General features: G+C 40.8%; 18 protein-coding genes. 11 read left to right on the top strand and 7 right to left on the bottom strand.

Annotated elements, in window-relative coordinates; genetic code table 11:
* Nucleotides 1-101 precede the first annotated feature (101 nt).
* The gene (locus FR932_RS10880; RefSeq protein ID WP_019440650.1) at nt 102-1,373 is read right to left on the bottom strand and encodes a diguanylate cyclase domain-containing protein; all 1,272 of its coding nucleotides are present in this window, start codon (nt 1,371-1,373) and stop codon (nt 102-104) included.
* A gap of 364 nt (nt 1,374-1,737) precedes the next feature.
* Between FR932_RS10880 and FR932_RS10875 the strand changes: the two genes are divergently transcribed.
* A complete protein-coding gene (locus FR932_RS10875) occupies nt 1,738-2,178 on the top strand; it encodes a YccF domain-containing protein (RefSeq protein ID WP_019440649.1) in 441 nt (146 codons plus the stop codon).
* Nucleotides 2,179-2,257: 79 nt separating this feature from the next.
* Here the strand turns inward: FR932_RS10875 and FR932_RS10870 are convergent, their stop codons facing one another.
* From FR932_RS10870 to FR932_RS10845, 6 genes are all read right to left on the bottom strand, one after another.
* The gene (locus FR932_RS10870) at nt 2,258-3,496 is read right to left on the bottom strand and encodes a leucine-rich repeat-containing protein kinase family protein (RefSeq protein WP_019440648.1); all 1,239 of its coding nucleotides are present in this window, start codon (nt 3,494-3,496) and stop codon (nt 2,258-2,260) included.
* Nucleotides 3,497-3,567: 71 nt separating this feature from the next.
* A complete protein-coding gene (locus FR932_RS10865) occupies nt 3,568-4,374 on the bottom strand; it encodes a siderophore-interacting protein (protein ID WP_019440647.1) in 807 nt (268 codons plus the stop codon).
* Between the two features lie 21 nt (nt 4,375-4,395).
* Nucleotides 4,396-5,157: an iron ABC transporter ATP-binding protein gene (locus FR932_RS10860; protein WP_019440646.1), complete on the bottom strand. Its 762-nt coding sequence runs from the start codon at nt 5,155-5,157 to the stop codon at nt 4,396-4,398.
* A gap of 37 nt (nt 5,158-5,194) precedes the next feature.
* Complete coding sequence (locus FR932_RS10855; protein ID WP_019440645.1) at nt 5,195-6,151, bottom strand: iron chelate uptake ABC transporter family permease subunit; 957 nt, start codon at nt 6,149-6,151, stop codon at nt 5,195-5,197.
* A complete protein-coding gene (vctD, locus tag FR932_RS10850) occupies nt 6,144-7,079 on the bottom strand; it encodes an iron chelate uptake ABC transporter permease subunit VctD (protein ID WP_019440644.1) in 936 nt (311 codons plus the stop codon). Before vctD ends, FR932_RS10855 begins: the two co-directional genes overlap by 8 nt.
* Nucleotides 7,080-7,091: 12 nt before the next feature.
* Nucleotides 7,092-7,997: a siderophore ABC transporter substrate-binding protein gene (locus FR932_RS10845; RefSeq protein WP_019440643.1), complete on the bottom strand. Its 906-nt coding sequence runs from the start codon at nt 7,995-7,997 to the stop codon at nt 7,092-7,094.
* Nucleotides 7,998-8,264: 267 nt separating this feature from the next.
* Between FR932_RS10845 and FR932_RS10840 the strand changes: the two genes are divergently transcribed.
* The 10 genes from FR932_RS10840 (at nt 8,265) to FR932_RS10795 (ending at nt 20,599) form a co-directional block, all read left to right on the top strand.
* Entirely contained in the window at nt 8,265-8,651 is a 387-nt protein-coding gene (locus tag FR932_RS10840) for a DOPA 4,5-dioxygenase family protein (protein WP_019440642.1), read from the top strand.
* A gap of 199 nt (nt 8,652-8,850) precedes the next feature.
* A complete protein-coding gene (locus tag FR932_RS10835) occupies nt 8,851-10,395 on the top strand; it encodes an arylsulfatase (protein ID WP_019628861.1) in 1,545 nt (514 codons plus the stop codon).
* A 116-nt stretch (nt 10,396-10,511) separates the two neighbouring features.
* Entirely contained in the window at nt 10,512-11,489 is a 978-nt protein-coding gene (locus FR932_RS10830) for an AAA family ATPase (protein ID WP_019440640.1), read from the top strand.
* Nucleotides 11,490-11,503: 14 nt separating this feature from the next.
* Nucleotides 11,504-12,424: a DUF58 domain-containing protein gene (locus tag FR932_RS10825; RefSeq protein WP_019440639.1), complete on the top strand. Its 921-nt coding sequence runs from the start codon at nt 11,504-11,506 to the stop codon at nt 12,422-12,424.
* Nucleotides 12,424-12,909, top strand: coding sequence for a DUF4381 domain-containing protein (locus FR932_RS10820; RefSeq protein WP_019440638.1), 486 nt, complete (start codon nt 12,424-12,426; stop codon nt 12,907-12,909). Before FR932_RS10825 ends, FR932_RS10820 begins: the two co-directional genes overlap by 1 nt.
* Nucleotides 12,893-13,903, top strand: a complete 1,011-nt coding sequence (locus FR932_RS10815) for a VWA domain-containing protein (RefSeq protein WP_019440637.1) — start codon at nt 12,893-12,895, stop codon at nt 13,901-13,903. The genes FR932_RS10820 and FR932_RS10815 overlap by 17 nt, the downstream gene beginning before the upstream one ends.
* On the top strand, nt 13,878-15,476 hold the full coding sequence (locus tag FR932_RS10810) for a tetratricopeptide repeat protein (protein WP_240532377.1): 1,599 nt from the start codon (nt 13,878-13,880) through the stop codon (nt 15,474-15,476). The genes FR932_RS10815 and FR932_RS10810 overlap by 26 nt, the downstream gene beginning before the upstream one ends.
* A complete protein-coding gene (locus FR932_RS10805) occupies nt 15,469-16,638 on the top strand; it encodes a BatD family protein (RefSeq protein ID WP_019440635.1) in 1,170 nt (389 codons plus the stop codon). Before FR932_RS10810 ends, FR932_RS10805 begins: the two co-directional genes overlap by 8 nt.
* Nucleotides 16,635-18,848: an ammonia-forming cytochrome c nitrite reductase subunit c552 gene (locus FR932_RS10800; RefSeq protein ID WP_019440634.1), complete on the top strand. Its 2,214-nt coding sequence runs from the start codon at nt 16,635-16,637 to the stop codon at nt 18,846-18,848. Before FR932_RS10805 ends, FR932_RS10800 begins: the two co-directional genes overlap by 4 nt.
* Before the next feature lie 38 nt (nt 18,849-18,886).
* Entirely contained in the window at nt 18,887-20,599 is a 1,713-nt protein-coding gene (locus FR932_RS10795) for an alkaline phosphatase family protein (protein WP_019440633.1), read from the top strand.
* Nucleotides 20,600-20,712: the final 113 nt, after the last annotated feature.

The following is a 20,712-nucleotide window of genomic DNA, read 5'->3' as shown; positions in this document are numbered from 1 at the left end:
TAAAGACTATTTCCTTGCGATGTATGAGAGTTGCAGTGTCGATCTATGTGGGAATAATCTATATAGATTAGCACTGCAACGTATACGACTATGCTAACGTATCATTTATGATGTATATCATAAGGCTTACTAACCCACTGATCGCGACCTAAAGATTTCGCTTCATAGAGGGCATCATCAGCGGTTTTAACTATGCTTTTAATGGTTGTTTCATTCAGCTCGGTTGCGAGTGTTGCACCTATGCTGCAGGTTACCTTGATATCAGGCTGTTTTAATACTTTAACCTGCCTGACACTCTCGAGTATACGCTGTACTGTCTGTTCTAACTGCTCGTTTGATACATGCTTTAAAATAATCGCAAATTCTTCCCCGCCAATGCGCGCATGAAAATTGTTATCTGCAGGCAGTATTGCCGAAACGGCCTCTACAGTTGCAATCAAACATTCATCGCCCATATCATGACCATATTGATCATTAATTTGTTTAAAGTGGTCTAAATCATAAATAATGATGGCTAACGGCAGGCTATTGGCACATTTTTTATTAATGATATTATCACAGAATTCTTCATACGCACGGCGGTTAGCAATTAACGTCAGTGAATCTGTATACGCCATTTCATTTAATATGTTAGTGCGTATTTTTACTTTTTTGTCGAGTTCTTTCGATTGCTGGTGGGTGCGTTTAAGGGTGATAAACATACCTAACAAACTAATGACAGAAAATGCCATGAAGATGATGTAAGAGTAACGAACAATAGCGGCAAGGTCATCATTTCCCCCCTCTAAAGGTACTGTCACATCTATTGCGCCACGTATATCGCCAATTTTCCAATCTTTTTTAGGGCTGTTAGGGTGATAATTATGACAATCCACACAGCTTTTTTCCATTAAAATCGCTTCTGAATGGCGTAAAACAGGTGTGCCACCAAGCTCTTCTATACGCTCAAATACGGGGTTAATTGTGCTTAGTATCGCTAGCGCATCTTGTTGGAATTTGTCTTGAGGACCACCTGTTAGGGCTCGATTTTTAAATGGATATTTACTGTAGGTATGAATAATAATCCCGGCATCTCGGTTGGATACCGCTTCACCAAGTTCGATTGCAAATGTTGCGGGGTTGGGGATCGACAGTGGTTTACCATGATATAAGGTTTCGACGGTAATATCAGGATGTAAGCTTATTTGTGCTATATCTGCGCTATATGATACGCGAGCTTGGTTAACCGTTGTGGCGATAACTTCAGCTGTTCGACTCGCTAATACTGTTGTAGTAGAGTACTGAAATTTTTGAACTGCAAGTAGGGAAATACTGGCCATTAGCATGAAGATAACACTGAAAAAAGCGATAGCGTGAGTTTGAGTTATCTTCATTTAAATACCATGATCAGAATTAAGGTTATTAGTTAACGGGTTGATGGTAATTGATTATGCGGGAAATTATTGGATAAATGGGACATAGGGTGACGGGTAGCACATTAATATTGAGCATCATAGTATTGTTATAAACTATGTTGTGATACGTTGTAGAAAATTAAATAGACGTTCAAAATAAAAGCACAATGACACAGACTGTTTATTTTTAATGATAAATAACTTGAATCTTCACATGGTTCTGTAGTCTAAAAGCAATGTGCTTGTATTATAGGTCTTATAGGTCTTATAGGTCTTATAGGTCTTATAGGTCTTATAGGTAGTTAAACACTTGAATTAAGATAAACTGAGACGGGACGATAACATGAGAACACTCGGTAATATAATTTGGTTTCTGTTTGGTGGTGCTGTCATGGGGTTAGCATGGGTACTCTTTGGCGTATTAGCGTTTATTAGTATTGTTGGTATTCCGTGGGGACGTTCTTGCTTTGTCATTGCTGGTTTTTCTTTTTTCCCGTTTGGTAAAGAGGCTATATATCGTGATGAACTGACGCGTGCAGAAGATATTGGTACTGGTAGTTTTGGCTTTATCGGTAATGCGCTGTGGTTTATTTTTGCGGGCGTGTGGTTAGCACTAGGCCATGTGGCATCTGCTATAGCCTGCTTCGTGACGATTATTGGTATTCCGTTTGCTCTGCAACATTTGAAATTAGCGGTTATCTCGCTTGCTCCAATAGGGCAAACGATAGTAGATAAAGACGTAGCTGCAATGGCGCGTTATAAGAATAATAAATTCAAATTATAGTGTTAAATAAAACCCGTTTAATGTCATCAATATAGACAAACTAAACGGGTTTGTATTATAAGCGCGAGTGAATAGTTATTTAACCTACACGCTGATTAAGGCGTTTAAACGCCTCACTTTCTTTATCTTCTTCAGCACACACACTTAATAAATCATCAATAAAGTGTAATAAAGCACGATTCTCAATCTCTTTCACTTGCGCTTGCTGTATGTCAGTTAGCATGTGGTACATGGTGGCCGCACCAAAATCACCAAAGATGATATTCGCATCTACATCAAACAAGGTGTTGTGGGCGTATAAATCACCATGGCACACTTGATTGTCATGTAAATGGGTAAATACTTCATCCATTTGTGAGACGATCTTATCAATGTGAGTAATAGGCAAGCTAAAATCAGTTGGGAAAGTATCACGGGTACAGCTGTTAAAGCATGGTGGTAGCCCTAAGTTAGCGTAATGTGCAGGGATCAAGTTCATGATCAGTGCTAAGTAATCGGCTTCTTTTACCTGTGCTAATGACTGTACTAAGCTCGGGTGGTTGCCTACTTTTAAACACGCTTGTAATTCATCTTCAGGATAACCATCACTAGTCACTTCACCTTTAAATACTTTTACTGCGATCTCGTCTGGAAATTGCGTTTGTTGCTCATTCCACACCGCTTTTGAAATCACGCCTGATGCGCCTTGGCCCAGTACGTTTTGTAGTGTATAGCTTGATGATGCTAATTGCGGCACGCTATCTATTGATACATCAGCTTGGCTAAATGGATTGCCCGAGAAGGCAAACCAAGCTAGCTTAGGTAAACCGAACAGTTGCTCAGGACATTCAGTTAGGCGGTTAGCTGAAATACGCACTAACTCTAGGTTATGACACTGAGACATAGTCTGAGGTAGCTCTGTTAAACAGTTGCCTGCTAACGCTAATTTTTGTAAGCGTGGACGCTCACCTAATGAATCCGGTAATACTTCAAGGCGGTTATCCGTTAAGATCAACCAGCGTAATTTAACGGGTAATGAAGCGTCTGGCACCTGGTTAATTTGGTTTGATTTAAAGCCAACCATTTCTAGGTTAGGGCATTGACCCAGAACTTCAGGCAAGGTTACAAACTGATTGTTTGATGCAAACAAGATCTTCAATTTAGTTAACTGAGCAATTTCTGCTGGTAAATGAGTTAACTGGTTATTAGATAAATCGAGGATCTCTAAACTGCTCGCCAGTGACAAGATCTCCAGAGGGAAAGCGGTTAGATTTTCTGATAATGTTAAACGCTTAATACCTGTTAATTCACCCGATTTCAGCTGAGATAGAGTATGCAAAATGATTTAGCCCGTTGTTAGAATGATACAAAACCGGGCTAGTTTACGCGAAAATGAAGTGAAAAGGGGGATTAACCACTTAGCTGTGCTTCATTATCGTTACGTTTTGCTATTTTATGGCCATCTTCAGTGCATCCCGATTTCCAATAACTGCTGATATAGAGGTTATCTTTATCGACATTTTTTTCATTTCTAAAGTATTGGCGTAATGCACGCATGGTTGAAAATTCACAAGCACACCACACCGAAGGCTCACCTGATAACCAGCTTAAGCCTTGTACTTGGTTGGCTAGCTCTGTCTCAGTTGAATTTGCGACAACCCAAATAACTTCTATGCCATCTGGTTTGATTAAGGTTTGCTTGTCATCGATATGGTTAATTTCAATGACGGCATAACCTTCGGCTGTCGCAGGGAGCTTGTTGAGTTGCGCGGCTAATGCCGGTAGCGCAGTCATGTCAGCCACTAAAAAGTACCACTCAACGTTTAAATGTATCGGTTTTATTTCCCCTGGACCTGCAATGGAGATGGTATCGCCAATGCGCGCTGATTGTGACCATGCCGCCGCAAAACCACCGTGTTCACTGCTCGTTTTTTCATTAACACTATGCTCATGACGTACAAAGTCAACGTCAAATTGATCGAGTGATTGGCGTAAATGACGTATGGTATAAGTGCGCATTTTAGCGCGGCTGTCTGCCGGTAATTGTGAAATATCGGTATCACCACAGTCAGTAAACAGTAGCTTAATATAGCCACCTTCAGCATCAGCAGGAAAGTGAGATAAATCGTCTGCTTGAAAGCTAATACGCTGCATATTTGGCGTTATTTGTTGGCTGTCTATTACAGTGACGACTCTAGCGTTTGGTTTCTTGCTCATATTTTTCCCCTTAATGGTCGGCTATTGCCCGTAGTACATGCAAATGCGCTTACCGTTAATTTCGTGAATATCAAAATCAGTGTCGTAAATTGCCGATAAGGTTGCTTGGTTGATGATCTCTGCAACCGTGCCATTAGCGACAACTTTGCCTTTTTTTAGTGCGACGATATTGTCTGAATAACAAGAGGCAAAGTTAATATCGTGGATCACAATGACCACTGCCTTACCTAATTCATGGGCTAAGGTTTTAATGTTTTTCATTATCTGTAATGAATGCTTAATATCTAAGTTATTCAGTGGCTCATCCAAAAACACATAATCAGTATCTTGTGCCACCACCATAGCAATAAAGGCTAGCTGGCGTTGGCCACCGCTAAGTTCATCAAGGTATTTGTTTTCAATCGGGGTTAAATCTAAGTAGCCGATCGCTTTGTCTATGACCTCATTATCGTTAGTTGTCAGTTTGCCTTGGCTATAAGGATAGCGCCCAAAAGCCACTAATTCTCGTACTGTAAAGCGCATATTCAAATTGTTAGATTGGCGTAGCACGGCTAACTTTTTCGCTAATGCCTTGGTATCCCAATCCAATACGTCTTGATTGTCGATAATTACTGTACCACTGTCTTTATTTAATAAACGACATGCCATCGACAATACGGTACTTTTACCTGCGCCATTGGGGCCAATAATAGAAGTGACCTGGCCTTTAATAAATGAGGCCGAGGCTTGATCGACAACTTTGTGATTGCCAAAGGCTTTAGATAAATTGGTTACTGAAATCACGTTTTATATATCCTAATTGCGATGATTTAATCGCTAGCTATTGAATTTTTTGGCGAACAAGCAGAGATAAGAAGTACAATCCACCGACGAAATTAATTACGACGCTGAGCGTGGTTGAGAAACTAAAGACATTTTCGATGATCCACTGCCCTGATAACAGCATCGACATCGCCATTAAACTACTGGCGATGAGCAATGTTTTATGGCGGTAAGTATGAAAAAACTCTTTGGTTAAATTCGCTACCAGTAAACCGAAGAACATAACCGGACCCACCAAGGCTGTTGATAACGAGATCATGATAGCGACGAGTATCAATACTTGCTTGGTGACGCGGCGAGTATCAACCCCTAGGCTTATCGCATTGTCATTGTCTAACCAAAAGACATCCAATATCGGTGCGAGCTTAAAGAGCAGGGCACTGACCACAAGCAATGGCACAACACATAAATAAACCAGTTCTTGGTTGACGTTATTGAAGCTGGCAAACATGCTTGCTTGAATCGTTAAGAAGTCATTGGGATCGACGAGCATCATGAAAAATGATGACACATTATCAAATAGTTGACCGAAGATAACGCCAAGTAATAACAAGGTAATGACGTTACTTTTACCGTCATTACTGGCGAAGTAAAAACCAAACAGTAATAACGAAAAGCCCACCATGATGGAAACCGACAAAGCAAAGTTAATAAACGGATTTAATAGCAATACACTAAAGCCGCCAAAGATAACCACGACGAGTACTTGAGTCAGTAAATATAAGGCATCAAAACCCATAATACTCGGGGTTAAAATACGATTATGGGTGATGGTTTGAAATACCAATGATGATTGCGCAATGGCAATACTGGCGATGATCATGGCTAATACTTTTGGCACGCGACGTGATAAAAAGTATGCATAGTTTGACGCATCTAAACCAACACCGATGAATAGAAACGTGAAGAGTACCGTGATAACTACCAGTCCGGTGAGTTTCATTGCATCAGACATTTTGTTTCCCTTTTACAATGAAGAAGATAAATACCACGCCACCTAATATGCTGATGATCATCGAAATAGGGATCTCGTAAGGGAAGATGATCACGCGACCAACAACATCACAAAGTAAAATTAAAATAGCGCCGATAATGGCGGTGAGCGGAATGTTTTTACGTAAATTATCACCATAAAATTGCGTGACTAAATTAGGTACGATCAAGCCTAAGAAAGGTAATTGTCCGACAATCATCACCACAGATGCAGACATAATAGACACAAGCATAATGCCGATGAAGAGTACCTGTTGGTAATTCAAGCCGATATTAGTGGCGAAGTCTTTACCCATACCCACTGCAGACAAGCGGGTGGCGTACCAGTAGCTGATCACAGAGATAGGCAGGGCGATATAAAGTAATTCGTAATTACCCTGTAAAATGCTAGCAAAATTAGCCACTGTCCAAGCTGATAAGTTCTGCACTGCATCATATTTATAAGCGACGAAAGTGGCAGCCGAAGACACGACATTACCAAAAATAATACCGATGAGCGGAACGTAAATGGCGTTTTTAAACTGGACCCGATGGATAAACTGAATGAATAGCAAGGTACCCGCAATCGCCATACCAAATATCAGCAATAAGTTATCACCATGACCTAGGAATACCAGGCTTAAGACATAGCCGAGCATGGCACATTCAATGGTGCCAGATGTCGATGGTGATGCGAATCGGTTTTGACTGATCTGCTGCATAATCAGTCCTGCAATACTCAGCCCTGCGCCTGAGAGTAAAATAGCTAATAAGCGAGGCAAACGGCTGATTAACAGTAATTCGATAGCCTCGGTATCACCGGCTAAAATAGCTGCTAACGATAAGTTAGCGACACCGATAAATACCGATGCAATACTGAGAGTGACCAGTACAAACAATAACTTTTTCAAGGTAAGCCTCAATTACAGTGCGCGTGATTGCTGCATATCTTCAATCATTTGATCGGTTGCCGTGACACCTGACAGGGCAATATACCAAGCGTTAATATCGAGATAATTGAGCTTATCGTCTTTGTACGCTTTGGTTGATTTAACTAATGGATTAGCGAATTCTTCACGGGTACGGCTCTTGTCTTTATTAATCAGTTTGTCTTTGTCGATGATGAAGAGGTTAGCGGGATTAATGTTGCTAATGAATTCATACGAAATTAAGTCACCATGACGAGATTCTTTAATGTTAGGGACGGCTTCTTGGAAACCAAAATCACGGTAGATGGCAGAGAAACGCGATTGCGCACCAAATGTGGTGATATTACCGCCAGTACTCATTACCGTTAATGCTTTAACGTCATGGGTTTTATTGTAAGCTGCAATTTCAGTGATCTTAGCGTCTACATTGGCGATCTTAGCTTCTACTTTTGGTTGGATTTCAAAGATGTCACCCAGCATACGCCATTGTTGTTGAGTACTCTGCCAATAGCCAGTTGATTCTGGTGCGAACATTACTGTTGGCGCTATTTTAGATAATTCTTTATAAGATTCGACAGCGCGAGAACCGATGATGATCACATCTGGTTTTTGCATGTAAATAGTTTCAAAATCAGGTTCGTTTAAGCTACCTGAAGACGCGAATTCTTTACTTTGATATTTCAATAAATAGTCAGGCATCGTTGTCGCTTTACTTAATGCCACAGGCTTAATACCAAAATAATCTAACGCATCTAATGTACCCGTGCCAATCACGACAACACGCTGAGGGTTAGTCTCTAATGTGGTTTTACCTAATTGATGGGTAACAGTGATGGTGTCTGATAAAGCGCTGGCTGAAAATAATAATCCAAAGAAAGTAGCTACAACTGATAGTTTCATACTATTATAAATCCAAATGATAATTGTTCGTATTCTTATATCATATAGTAAAACAAACCCCAATGACTAGCAAATTATAGGTAAAGAATGTAAATCAAAAAATACAATGTAAAGCACTGTAAATTAACGTCATTTAGTGTTTGTGTATGTTGGTTTTAGCGGTGGGTTGTTAACTGTAATGTGAAGAAAGTAAAGGGCGTATTAAGGCAATAATAACTGTGCTATCTTGAATTTGTTGTTTTAACGCTTTAATTTTATGAGGTATTTATGAGTTCTAACCCCCATACTCAAGACCACAACTTAACGAATGAACAGGGTAATGACCTGAGTAATAGCCACGACAGTTATCATGCGCATTTTTATTTTGATGAATCATCGCTGGCATTAGTGACTGTATTACGCACTACTATTCGTGATGAACTTGGCTTAGAAGTCGGTAATTTAAATACCCGGCTGGTGGGACCGCATCCACAATGGAGCTTTGCTGCAACATTTCACCACGCTGATTTTGCTGCTTTTGTGCCTTGGGTTAAAGAAAATAGGCAGGATCTAAGCGTGTTGATACATGCTGTGACAGGCGATGATCTAATTGATCATACCGAGCATGTGCATTGGTTAGGTTCAGCGATAAAACTTGATCTGTCTAGTTTTTAATATAGGGCTTAATATAAATGAATACCGTGTAACTCTATTGAATCCCCACTTCTTTTTAATCTGATTATTTTCTCATTAAAGTGCTGAATAGTAACAACTGTACTACATTCATTAAGATTGATTGCTCATATTATTCGATAACAAAAGCCAAAATGACATTCAATATTTAATTGTGTTTATAACATGGAGTACAGATGACATGGTTACTACAATGCAGAAAAGGTTAAGGTTGCTTTCATTTGCAGCCTTGGGATTGGCGTCACTTAATCTAAGTGCTGCTGAAAAACCGAACATTCTGGTTATTTGGGGGGATGATATTGGCCAGTCAAATGTCAGTGCTTACACCTTTGGTTTAATGGGCTATAAAACACCGAGTATTGATAGCATTGCGAAAGAAGGCATGATGTTTACCGATTACTATGCTGAGCAATCTTGTACCGCGGGTCGTTCAACGTTCATTACTGGCCAAAGTGTATTGCGTACAGGCTTAAGTAAAGTTGGTTTACCCGGTGCTGACGTTGGCTTGCAAGCATCGGACGCCACGATTGCTGAAATCCTTAAACCTATGGGTTATGCAACGGGTCAATTTGGTAAAAACCACCTTGGTGATCAAGATAAATTCTTGCCGACTGCTCATGGATTTGATGAGTTCTTTGGTAATTTATATCACTTAAATGCAGAGGAAGAACCTGAGAATATTGACTACCCTAAAGATCCTGAATTCCGTAAAAAATTCGGCCCTCGTGGTGTCATTCATTCTTATGCGGATGGCAAAATTGAAGATACCGGTCCATTAACCAAAAAACGCATGGAAACTGTCGATGATGAAACTATCGTTGCAGCCATGAAATTTATGGATAAATCGGTAAAAGCTAAAAAGCCATTCTTTGTTTGGTGGAATGCCACACGTATGCATTTCCGTACACATATTCAACCTTCACAACAGGGTCAATCTAACTTAAGTAATTATGCTGATGGTATGATTGAACATGATAAACATGTAGGTAAATTATTGCAGAAAGTAGATGACCTGGGTATTAAAGATAATACTATCGTGTTCTATTCTACAGATAACGGTCCACACATGAACAGCTGGCCAGATGCCGGTGCAACGCCTTTCCGTGGCGAGAAAAATACTAACTGGGAAGGTGCTTATCGTGTTCCCGCTATGGTTCGCTGGCCGGGTAAAATTAAAGCTGGTGAAGTGTCTAACGAGATCATGCATCACATGGACTGGTTACCAACGTTTGCAGCCGCAGCGGGTGATTCAGATGTGAAAGCGAAACTATTGAAAGGTCATAAAGCTGGCCCTAAGAAGTTTAAAAATCATTTAGACGGTTACAATTTCTTACCTTACCTAACGGGTAAATCAGAAACTGCACCACGTAAAGAAATCTTTTACTTCACTGATGATGGTGATTTAGCGGCATTACGTTATAACAACTGGAAAGCGGTGTTCATGGAGCAGCGTGTTCAAGGTACGATGCAAATCTGGTCTGAACCGTTTGTGACATTACGTTTACCTAAATTGTTTAACTTACGTATGGACCCATACGAAACCGCAGATATTACATCTAATACATACTACGATTGGTTATTAGACCATGCGTACATGTTTGTGCCTGCACAAGCGTATGTTGGTGATTTCTTAAAAACATTCCAAGAATTCCCTCCTAGTCAAAAAGCGGCAAGTTTTAGCTTAGATCAGGTAATGGAAAAACTCCAAGAAAGTCACAATAAATAACTAATATCATGTTAAAGGGCGCATTTGCGCCCTTTATTTTTTATGCTTATTAACAGTAGTGAGCGATAAAAAATAACCATACTCAATCCAATCTCAGTCATATCAGTGGTGTCATTATGGATAAACAAGCAGTCTATACGCAGCTTGAGCTACTTAAAAATGGATTACAATCGCAGGTATTAGGGCAAGCAGATATAGTCAAAGGTTTGTTAGTTGCCTTACTTGCTGATGGTCATGTACTGCTGGAAGGTTTACCTGGTACGGCGAAAACCCGCAGTGTTAAAGCGTTATCTGAATTGTTAGGGCTAAGCCAAGGACGAGTGCAATTTACCCCGGATTTATTGCCTTCTGATGTAATTGGTTATGAGTCATTATCTGTCAATAGTGATCAGCAAATTGATTTTAACCCTGGACCTGTATTTAACAGTGTGTTGTTGGCGGATGAGATCAATCGTGCACCGCCTAAAGTACAATCTGCATTATTAGAGGCGATGGAAGAACGGCAAGTGACTGTCGGTAATACCAGTCATAAGATGCAGCCTGTATTTATGGTAATGGCAACGCAAAACCCGATAGAACAAGAAGGTACTTATCCTCTGCCTGAAGCGCAAATGGACCGTTTTCTCTTTAAGCTTATTTTAGACTATCCCGACCATGACACTGAACTGGCTATCATTCGTTTAGTGCGAGGACAAAACAAACAAAAAAGTATGCAATTAACGCGATTAGAGAACGCCGAGGCATTCATTCTAACGGCACGTGATTTAGTGGATGAAGTATATATTTCTGAAAATATTGAGCAGTATATCGTTTCGTTAGTGATGGCAACACGTGATCCAACTACCACAAATAATGAACAGCTAGCCGAACTTATTCGTGTTGGGGCGAGTCCTCGAGCAAGTATTGCTTTGGATAAAGCGGCGCGTGCTCATGCATTATTATCAGGTCGTGATTTTGTTGATCCAGATGATGTAAGAGCTGTGGCTGTACCAGTATTGAATCATCGGATCACGCTCAGTTATAACGCGGTTGCCTTGGGTAAATCAGCGTCGCAAGTCGTGATTGATTTGATTAAAGCGACGCCGGTGCTTTAGGAGGCGTAATAGCAATGGATGATGCGCGGATTTACACTAATCTAGCTAGGTTAATCGCATTAAAGCAATATGCGATGAAAATACGCCTGAGTGCCAGTTATCGACCTGCAGGTATGCTATCTGGACAGCATGCCTCACGCCTGCGTGGTAGTGGTTTAAATTTTGAGGAGCTAAGACAATATCAAGATGGGGATAATATTCGCCAAATTGATTCACGTACCAGTGCTCGTTTAGGTAAACCTTATGTGCGTATTTATTCTGAAGAAACAGACCGTCCCGTATCGATAGTAGTTGATCAGCGCCTATCTATGTTTTTTGGTAGTGTCGATAAAACGAAATCAGTGGTTGCCGCAGAGGTGGCGGCTTTATTTGCATGGATGGCACATTCAGCTGGCGATAGAGTGGGTGGTTTGGTGATCGCAGATAAAATGCACCAAATCAGCACTAAGCGTACCAGCCGAGGTGTACTGCAATTGTTAGAAACGATAGTGACAGCAAATAATCAATTGTCACTTGATCCGGTAAAAGCGTCAAACAACCCCCAAACGTCTATTTTCAGTCAAGTCAAACCTTGGCTATCAAGCTTAAATAATCAAAGTGTCGTGATTCTAATTACTGACATTGAAGGTCTTGCTGAAGATGATATTAATGAATTAGAGGTAATACATCACAAGGCTAATGTTCTGTTATTTATTGTACAAGATCCGTTGGAAGTGGATATTAGTCAGGCTCATGGCCTAAGCGTTTCACAAGGACAACAGCAGATAAATATTCAAGCAAATACTGACAATCAAGATAAATTCGACCAACTATATAAAGCCAAACTTCAGCGACTCGAGCAAGCATTGGTGGCGAGCACGTTACCGATTGGCTTGGTCAATACGATTGACCCGGTGGATGTACAAATAGCGACATTATTACAGGGATATAAATAATGAATTCGTTGCAGCAATTGAAAGGACTGATATTGCCACAAGATGTGAGCTGGTGGCCGTTAGCGTACGGTTGGTATGTATTGATGGTTTTGGTTTTAGTTGTGTCCTGCATTTTTATTGACCAAAAGCGTAAGCATTATATGAACAATGCTTATCGACGTAATGCCTTGTCACAGTTGCACTTGCTATCAATGCAGGATGCGACGCAGTTGTTAAGCATCTTACACTATGCTCTTAGCCATGCTCTTAATGATGCGCTTAGTCATACTACTGCACAGCAGGTCGAATTACAGAAGGAGACATTTTTAGTTAGTCTAAACAAAGGCATCGAGAGTGTGTCTTTTAACGACTTTGATTGGCAGTTATTAAACCAGTTGGCTTTTCAGCACCCAGATAAAGTGAGCTGTAATACGGATGAATTCGCTACCTTAAAAACGAAGTGCCAACAATGGCTGCAGGGGCATCATTATGAACATCACACTTGATTACCCTTGGTTACTATTATTATTGGTATTACCTTATTTCATCTATCGTTTTTTACCCGCGTATATGCAGCCGAGTGTGTCGCTTTATATCCCATTTTTTCAGCGTGTTGTTGCTGCTACAGGTCAAACTCCTAACGCGGGGGCTGTTGCACATCAACGTCAGCTTATTCAATCTATTGCGTTGATTTTATTTTGGTTTGGATTGATATTCAGTTTGGCTCGACCGGTATTATTAGGTGAAGTCCAGGTCACGGAGAAAGCCGGCCGCGACTTGATGATCGTAGTCGATTTATCGCAATCGATGGAACAAAAAGATTACTTTATGGCAGGTGATAAGCAGCAGGCTATCTCAAGAATTGATGCACTTAAAGCAGTACTAAGTGCATTTTCCAAGGACAGAGCAGGTGATCGTTTGGGATTGATTGTGTTTGGTTCGGGGGCGTATTTACAAGTCCCTTTTACAGACGATCTACAATTATGGTTAAACCTACTAAATGATATGGATACGCAAATGGCTGGACCTGCCACCGCGATTGGCGATGCAATTGGTTTATCTATTCGCGCATTTGAGCAATCTAACTCGACTCAGCGTTTGTTACTGCTCGTTACCGATGGTAGTGATACCCACTCTCGGCTTGACGCTGTTGATGCTGCGCGTGTCGCGGCAACCGATGGCATTAACATTTATACCTTAGGCATGGGCGATCCAAAAACCGAAGGTGATGATAAAGTTGATTTTGCTAGTCTCGAGAAGATCGCCAAAGTCAGTAATGGACTGAGTTATGTTGCCGCAGATAGTGATAGTTTACAAAAGGTGTTAGTTGATATTAATAATATCGCGCCTGCCAATTACGAACAGCAACGCTTCCAGCCTAAAGCTGATCTATACCCTTGGTTGATGGGGCCGCTGTTACTTTTTTATGTGCTTGTTTGGGGCTTTCTAACTATACAGGTTTATTGGAAAAACCGTGCAAGAGGCAAATATGTTGAGTGATCTACAGTTTGCTGAACCGTTATGGTTTTTGCTATTTTTACCGATATCATTATTGCTATTTTTGTTATGGCGTAGCCGTATTCAGGCGTTATCTTTGGCCGGGCAAGGTATTATTGCTAGCCATCTAGTACGTGTATTTTCCCTACAAGGTAATAAAAAAGCCAGTTTCAAACCTATTCTGTTTGCCCTCATTGGTACGAGTCTTGTGATAATTGCAATCGCAGGGCCGCAAATACAGTTAGCCGGAAATGAGAAAATTAATGCACCGCTTATTATTGCATTAGATCTATCTATATCAATGGAAGGTGAACAACCGTCTGGTTTTTCTCATTTACAGCGCGGTAAATTAATTGTTGATCAACTATTGCAGCAAGGGTTCAATCGTCCCGTATCATTACTTGCGTTTGCGGGTAGTAGCCATCAAGTTTTACCTGTATCGGAGCAATTACCATTATTACGCTTGTATCTGGGTTATTTAGCACCGTCGGTCATGCCTGAAGAAGGTGATGATCTTAACCAGTTATTAGTGGAAGTTAATCGGATCAAAGACGGGCAGCAATTTGGTTATGATTTATTAATTATCAGTGATGGTTTTAGTGTTAATAAGGTTGACTTTAACCAAGCTAAAAAAACCAATAATGTGTTACTTGTTGCCTTAACGGATACTGCAGCGCAGCAAGCTAAATCGCTAGATATTGAGGTATTAACGGGTAAATACTTAGATAGTGCAGATAGCAGTCTTTACCAGCGCTTAACCGACCTAACAGAGAATCATCGTGCTGGAGAGCAAGTACTGACCAATATTGGCTACTGGTTATTGTATCCAGTGTTATTGATTGCGTTGTATTTCTTTCGACGTGGTTTTAACTTGCATTGGGCTGCGATGATTGTACTTGTTGTTAATCTGAGCCCAAATACTGCTGAGGCTGCTTTTATTGATTGGTGGATGACGGCTGATCAACAAGGGGCTTATTATTTCAATAAACAAGATTATAAAGAAGCCGCGATACGTTTTCAGGATCCGAACTGGCAAGCTGCAGCTTATGTCTATGCCAAGGATTATCGCAAAGCGGCGGTTATTTACGAACAGCAAGATGATTTGATTGGTTTATTTAATCTAGCAGTCACAAATAGCGAAGGGCGTAATTATCATCGAGCGCAAAAGTTGTATCAATTATTATTAAAGATCGATCCTGACAACGCAGATGCATTAAATAATCTACGTATTATCACTGCGCTAATCGAAGAAATTAAGCTCACCGCTGAAAACCAACAAGAAGAAAAACCGCCGAGCGAAAGTGCTGATTCAGAGGACATGGTCGATGAACAATTGGCTGCAGATCGCGATCAAATCGGCCAGGTAACAGTCGAGTTAGAAACGTTGTCGCTAGATGAACTACTGGGTAGTGAGCGGAAAAAAGAGCAATGGTTACGTGATATAAGCCGTGATCCTAAGTTATTTTTAGGAGCCAAGTTTCAAGCAGAATATAATAAACAAGATAATGAAAAGTATAATAAACAATTAAATATTGATAACAAACAGTTAAAAGGTACCGGAGGTATGAATGAATAAAATCATCATTCTTCTTCTCATTGTCCCGCAGCTGTTATGGGCTCAAAGTATACCCGCTGAAAAACAACCTCAAACAACTGTGATCACGACCACGGTTAATGAGTATCATCCCGTGGTTGGGCAAAAGGTAACGATAAGCTATTTACTTGCGGTGAAAGGCTATTTTAATGGTGCGACGCGATTTCAATTGCCTTCTTTATCCAAAGCGCGTTTGGCACAAACATCTCAATTTGCCATTAATGGTAGCACTATCATTGACGGTGAAAAATATGCGACTCAGCTTTGGCAGGTAGACTTATACCCAGAACATAGCGGTTTACTGGAATTGCCTCCATTGACTTTCCATGTCCAATATAAGGGAACAGGAGAATATAAAGGCGCTGGAGAAAATAATGGGAGTGAAGAGGATAATCATGTTAGTCAATTACGCAGTGATAGCTTAGCGGTATTTGCTTATGTGCCTGAACCTTTAAAACAAATTAAAAAATATATCGTGTCTAGCGACGTGCAGTTTGTTCAACGTTGGTCTGAGCCACAAGTAAGTTACCAAGTGGGGGATATTATTCAACGAGAGATCACGATTAATGCCACTGATATAAAAAGTATTCAAATACCGGCAATCAAGTTTCCAATGGTTGACGGTATACAAATCAATGTCCAAGAGCCAAAACTTGATGATCAAAGTAATCGCGGAGAGCAAACAGCATCGATAAAGCAAACGATCACTTATGTCATCAAACAGCCTGGTGATTATCAACTGGGTGGAGAGTCGCTAAATTGGTGGCATCTCGGCAATGGTTTACAGCAAGGCTATTTTGACACAAACACACTCAAGGTATCAGGTATTAGCACTCTGCAGAAACAAGGATTCATTATCATCAGCACCGTTATTCTATTGTTGTTATTTAGCTATTTAAAATATCGAAAAATACCACCGAGTCTTAACTCCCAGCTTAAAAAATCGTTAAAAAACAAACAGTGGCCACGGTTTATCGCTTTGCTTTACCAAAAAGCCGATCTACATGCTAATTTGGGGTTATTGCAAGGAAATAAAAACAGTGAAACCGTCGCGCAGTTATTTGAAGCGTCTTATCAAGCACCGGCTAAAACAGCGGGGAAAGACAAGCTCAGCGCCTGCAAATTAAAAGAATTAATCAAATGAGTTATTTAATGCCTCTAATCATGTTGTTGTGCAACTTAATCTTATTATCGTTAAGCGCAGTTGTGTTTGCCCAGCCTAGCTATATGGTTAATGAAAACTATATAGTTAATCAAAGCTATGTGGGTAACGACACTTGTATTGACTGCCATCAAAGTGAAGTGGCCAGTTGGAAGCCGTCTCATCACGCCAACTCTATGCTGCCAGCTAGCGACAAGAGTGTACTTGGGGACTTTAATAACATTCGTTTTGAATCTAAAGACGGTTGGACAATTTTTAATCAAGACCAAGCGGGTTATTACATTGAAACTGGCCAGACAGGTCAAACAGGCAGGCGTTATGAAGTTCCTTACGTATTTGCTTATAAACCTTTACAGCAAATATTGGTTGATATTGGTAAGGGGCGCTTACAGGCATACCCAGTGGCTTGGGATTCTCGAGGCAAAGAAGAGGGAGGCCAACGTTGGTATAGCCTTTATGAAGACACGCATATACCAGACACGCCTTTTAATTGGCTGGGGCAATTTAACAATTGGAATGCCCGTTGCGCAGAATGTCATTCCACGGATCTAAAGCGTGGCTATGATGTCGAAAAAGACAGTTACAACACGACATTTAGTGAAGTGAATGTCAGTTGTGAAGCTTGTCATGGACCAGCTGAAAAACACATCAACCTAACCCAAGCACAGCAAAAGTCAGTTGCTAACTCAGGTTTCAAAAACAAGCAGTATAAAAAATTGGATTGGATATTCGAAGATGGAAAGAATACTGCCAAAGTACTTCAAGGCCAGTCCGTTTCTATTGACCACGGTCAACCAGATCAATGCGCAGCATGCCATAGTCGACGTACATCATTAACTGACGGTAATGATCCAAGTGAGTTTACTCAGCACTATATCCCGCGCTTGGCACTACCTGAACTATATTACAGTGATGGACAAATTCAGGACGAAGTATACGTTTATGGCTCATTCAGTCAAAGCAAGATGGCGACGGCTGGTGTGACTTGCAGTAATTGCCATGATCCCCACTCTGGTAAGGTGCTAACGCTAGATAATAACCTGTGTGCGCAATGTCATGTGCAAAGCAAATTTGATACACCTGAGCATACCCTGCATGATTCAGGATCATCGGGTGGCCAATGTATTGACTGCCACATGCCTGAAAAACGTTACATGGGCGTTGATGATCGCCGTGATCATGCTTTCCGTATTCCTAATCCTTGGGTGAGTGAAAATTTAGGTACTCCGGATGTATGTTTAGATTGCCATCAAGATAAGAATAGCCAGTGGTCACAAGGCCAGCTAAAAAGTAAAAAATCTAAGGTATTTGGTCAATACGATGACATCGGTAGCGCGTTACTCCTCAATGCTGAAAACCCACCGCAGGGGCAAGCGAATATTGCCAAACTGGTGGTTGATGAAAGCCAACCTGCAATGCGTCGTGCTGTATTACTTGGTCGTCTTGATATGACTAAAATGGAAAATATGCAGATCTTGAATGAGGCGGCTAACTCTTCTGAAAGTTTGGTTAAGTTAGGTGTAATTACTGTTTTAGAGCGATCTTCACAACAGTTACAATTACAAGTGGGCTTTGGTTTATTGTATGACGAGCATAAAAATGTACGCCTGCAAGCAATTAAATTACTCGCCCCTGCATTTCGCCGAGAGTTACCCGAAAAAGCACAAAAACCAATGCAAGATGCGTTAATGGAGGCTGTAACTACGTATCAACAGCAACAGGATTTATTATCAGCACAAATTGCACTGGCAGATCTCGCTTATAAAGTTGGGGATCTTGAACAAGCGCAGGTGCAGTATTTAAATGCAGTGCGGATCCAGCCTAGCTTCTTACCAAGTAAGCTTAACCTCGCGAGTGTCTATCGTGAAACGAGTCAGTTAGACAAAGCTCGAGTGTTACTCGAAGAGATATTAGTGGTTGAGCCACAGCACGCGATGGCCTTACATAACTTAGGATTGATATATGTCGTCAAACGTGACTGGCCTCAAGCTTTGGATGCGCTGATTAAAGCCAAACAAATTGAGCCTGATAATGCGCGTTTCTCTTTTGTCTATGTATTGGCGTTGGAAGCGAGTGGTAATTATGAAGACGCATTAGTTCAGGTAGATATGCTGGAACAACGTACACCAGGCGATCCAGCGTTAAAGCAGTTACGAGAGCGATTACAAAGCCAACTACAAAAACAGTTATAAAGCCAGCTACAAAACCAAATGAAATAAATGGAGTTGATATGGTTTCTAAAAAGATGCAAAAGACAATAACCACGATTGCTTGTCTGCTCGTCACAACGGCGTCGGGAAATGTACTTGCTAAGCAGCAAGGACAGCCTAAGTTAGTGCTGCAGATTACGGTAGATGCATTGCGTGGTGATTTACCAACGCGGTTTTTAGGAAAAATGGAGAAGGGTGGTTTTCGCTATCTACTAGAAGAAGGCGTTGTATACAACAATGCCCATTACCAACATGCGAATACTGAAACCATTGTCGGTCATAGTTCGTTAGCGACTGGCGCGCCACCATCAGTGCATGGCATGGTCGGCAATGTGTGGTTTGATCGTAAGCTGGATCGCGTTGTTTATAATATTGAAGATGAAGACTATCACCTATTAGGCCATGGCGGCGTAGATAAAAGTACCGAAATAGATTCAACACAAAAAGCAGCTAAGGGCGACGGGCGCTCGCCATTACCGCTGTTATCAAGTACGTTAAGCGATGAAATATACACTGCGTTTAATGGTAAATCGAAGATGTTTGGGGTATCAGTTAAAGATCGTGCGGCCGTTTCTCTCGCGGGTCAATACGGTAAAGCACTGTGGTTTTCTAAATCCACTAAGCAGTTTGTGAGTAGTGATTATTATTATAAAAATTATCCTGCATGGGTAAATAACTGGAATCAACTCAACAAAGCGGACAAATTTGATCAGCAAAGTTGGTCGCTTATGTTTGAAGAAAAGGACTACTTATTTTCAAATGAAAAACAGGTAGATTACAAAACTGACTTAGCAGGGTTTGGTCAACGTTTTCCACATCCTTATGGCAAAGCATCGGGTAAATATTTTGGCACGCTATTAACACTTAGCCCTGCAGGTGATGAACTGACGTTAGACTTTACTAAAAAATTAATGGAACAAGAAAAAATAGGTCAGAACACAGTACCAGATTATTTATCGGTGAGTTTTTCTTCTACAGATTATGTTATTCATATGTTTGGCCCATCAAGCTTAGAGACAGAAGATAATATATTACGTCTAGACCGCACGCTAGCGGAGTTATTCCGTTATGTTGATGCCACGGTAGGACTAGATAATACCTTAATTGTATTGTCGGCGGATCACGGCGCGGCTGATGCGCCTGGTTATTTGCATGAATTGGGCGCGAAAAAACCTAAATACTTCGATGAAAAATTAATGGCGGATGCGGGGATTTATAAGGAACTAGAGAAAAAATTTGGTGTCGGTAAAGCGCTCGTCAAACTTTATTCTAAACCGTATATTTATCTTGATCATCGGGTAATCAAAAGTAATAAGCTCAAGCTTGAGGATGTGCAAGCAGTACTCGCTAAGGAAATTGAAAAAATTAGTGGCGTTGAATATGCGATAACGACGGAAGACATTAAGTTCGGTCGCTTAGATGATCAACGGGTTTTACGTTTGGTCGCGAATAACTTTAACAAACATCGTAGTGGTGATATCCATATCGTCTTTTCTCCGAATACGTTTATTAATGATTTTGATGGTTTAAAAGTCGCGTCGACTCATGGCTCACCTTGGTCGTACGATACCCATGTGCCGATAATATTTGCTGGTATGGATATTGATGATGAGCAGGTAAGCCGAGCTGTCACGCCGTATGATATAGCGCCAACGATTGCTAACTATCTAGGCATTACTCAGCCAACTGGTACGACTGGTGAAGTGTTAAAAGAAGTCGTTTCCCATGACTAGCAGCGTTAATCACGCGCTTAGTAGGTTAAGAAAATGAGTAGTACGTGTAATGAGCCTGGGCATCGGCTCATTGTTTGTTCTATCTAGCATTAATATTTAAAGTAATACATTGA

It is taken from the genome of Moritella marina ATCC 15381, assembly GCF_008931805.1.
Taxonomy (GTDB): Bacteria; Pseudomonadota; Gammaproteobacteria; order Enterobacterales; family Moritellaceae; genus Moritella; species Moritella marina.
This window is presented reverse-complemented; position numbering and strand designations above follow the sequence as displayed.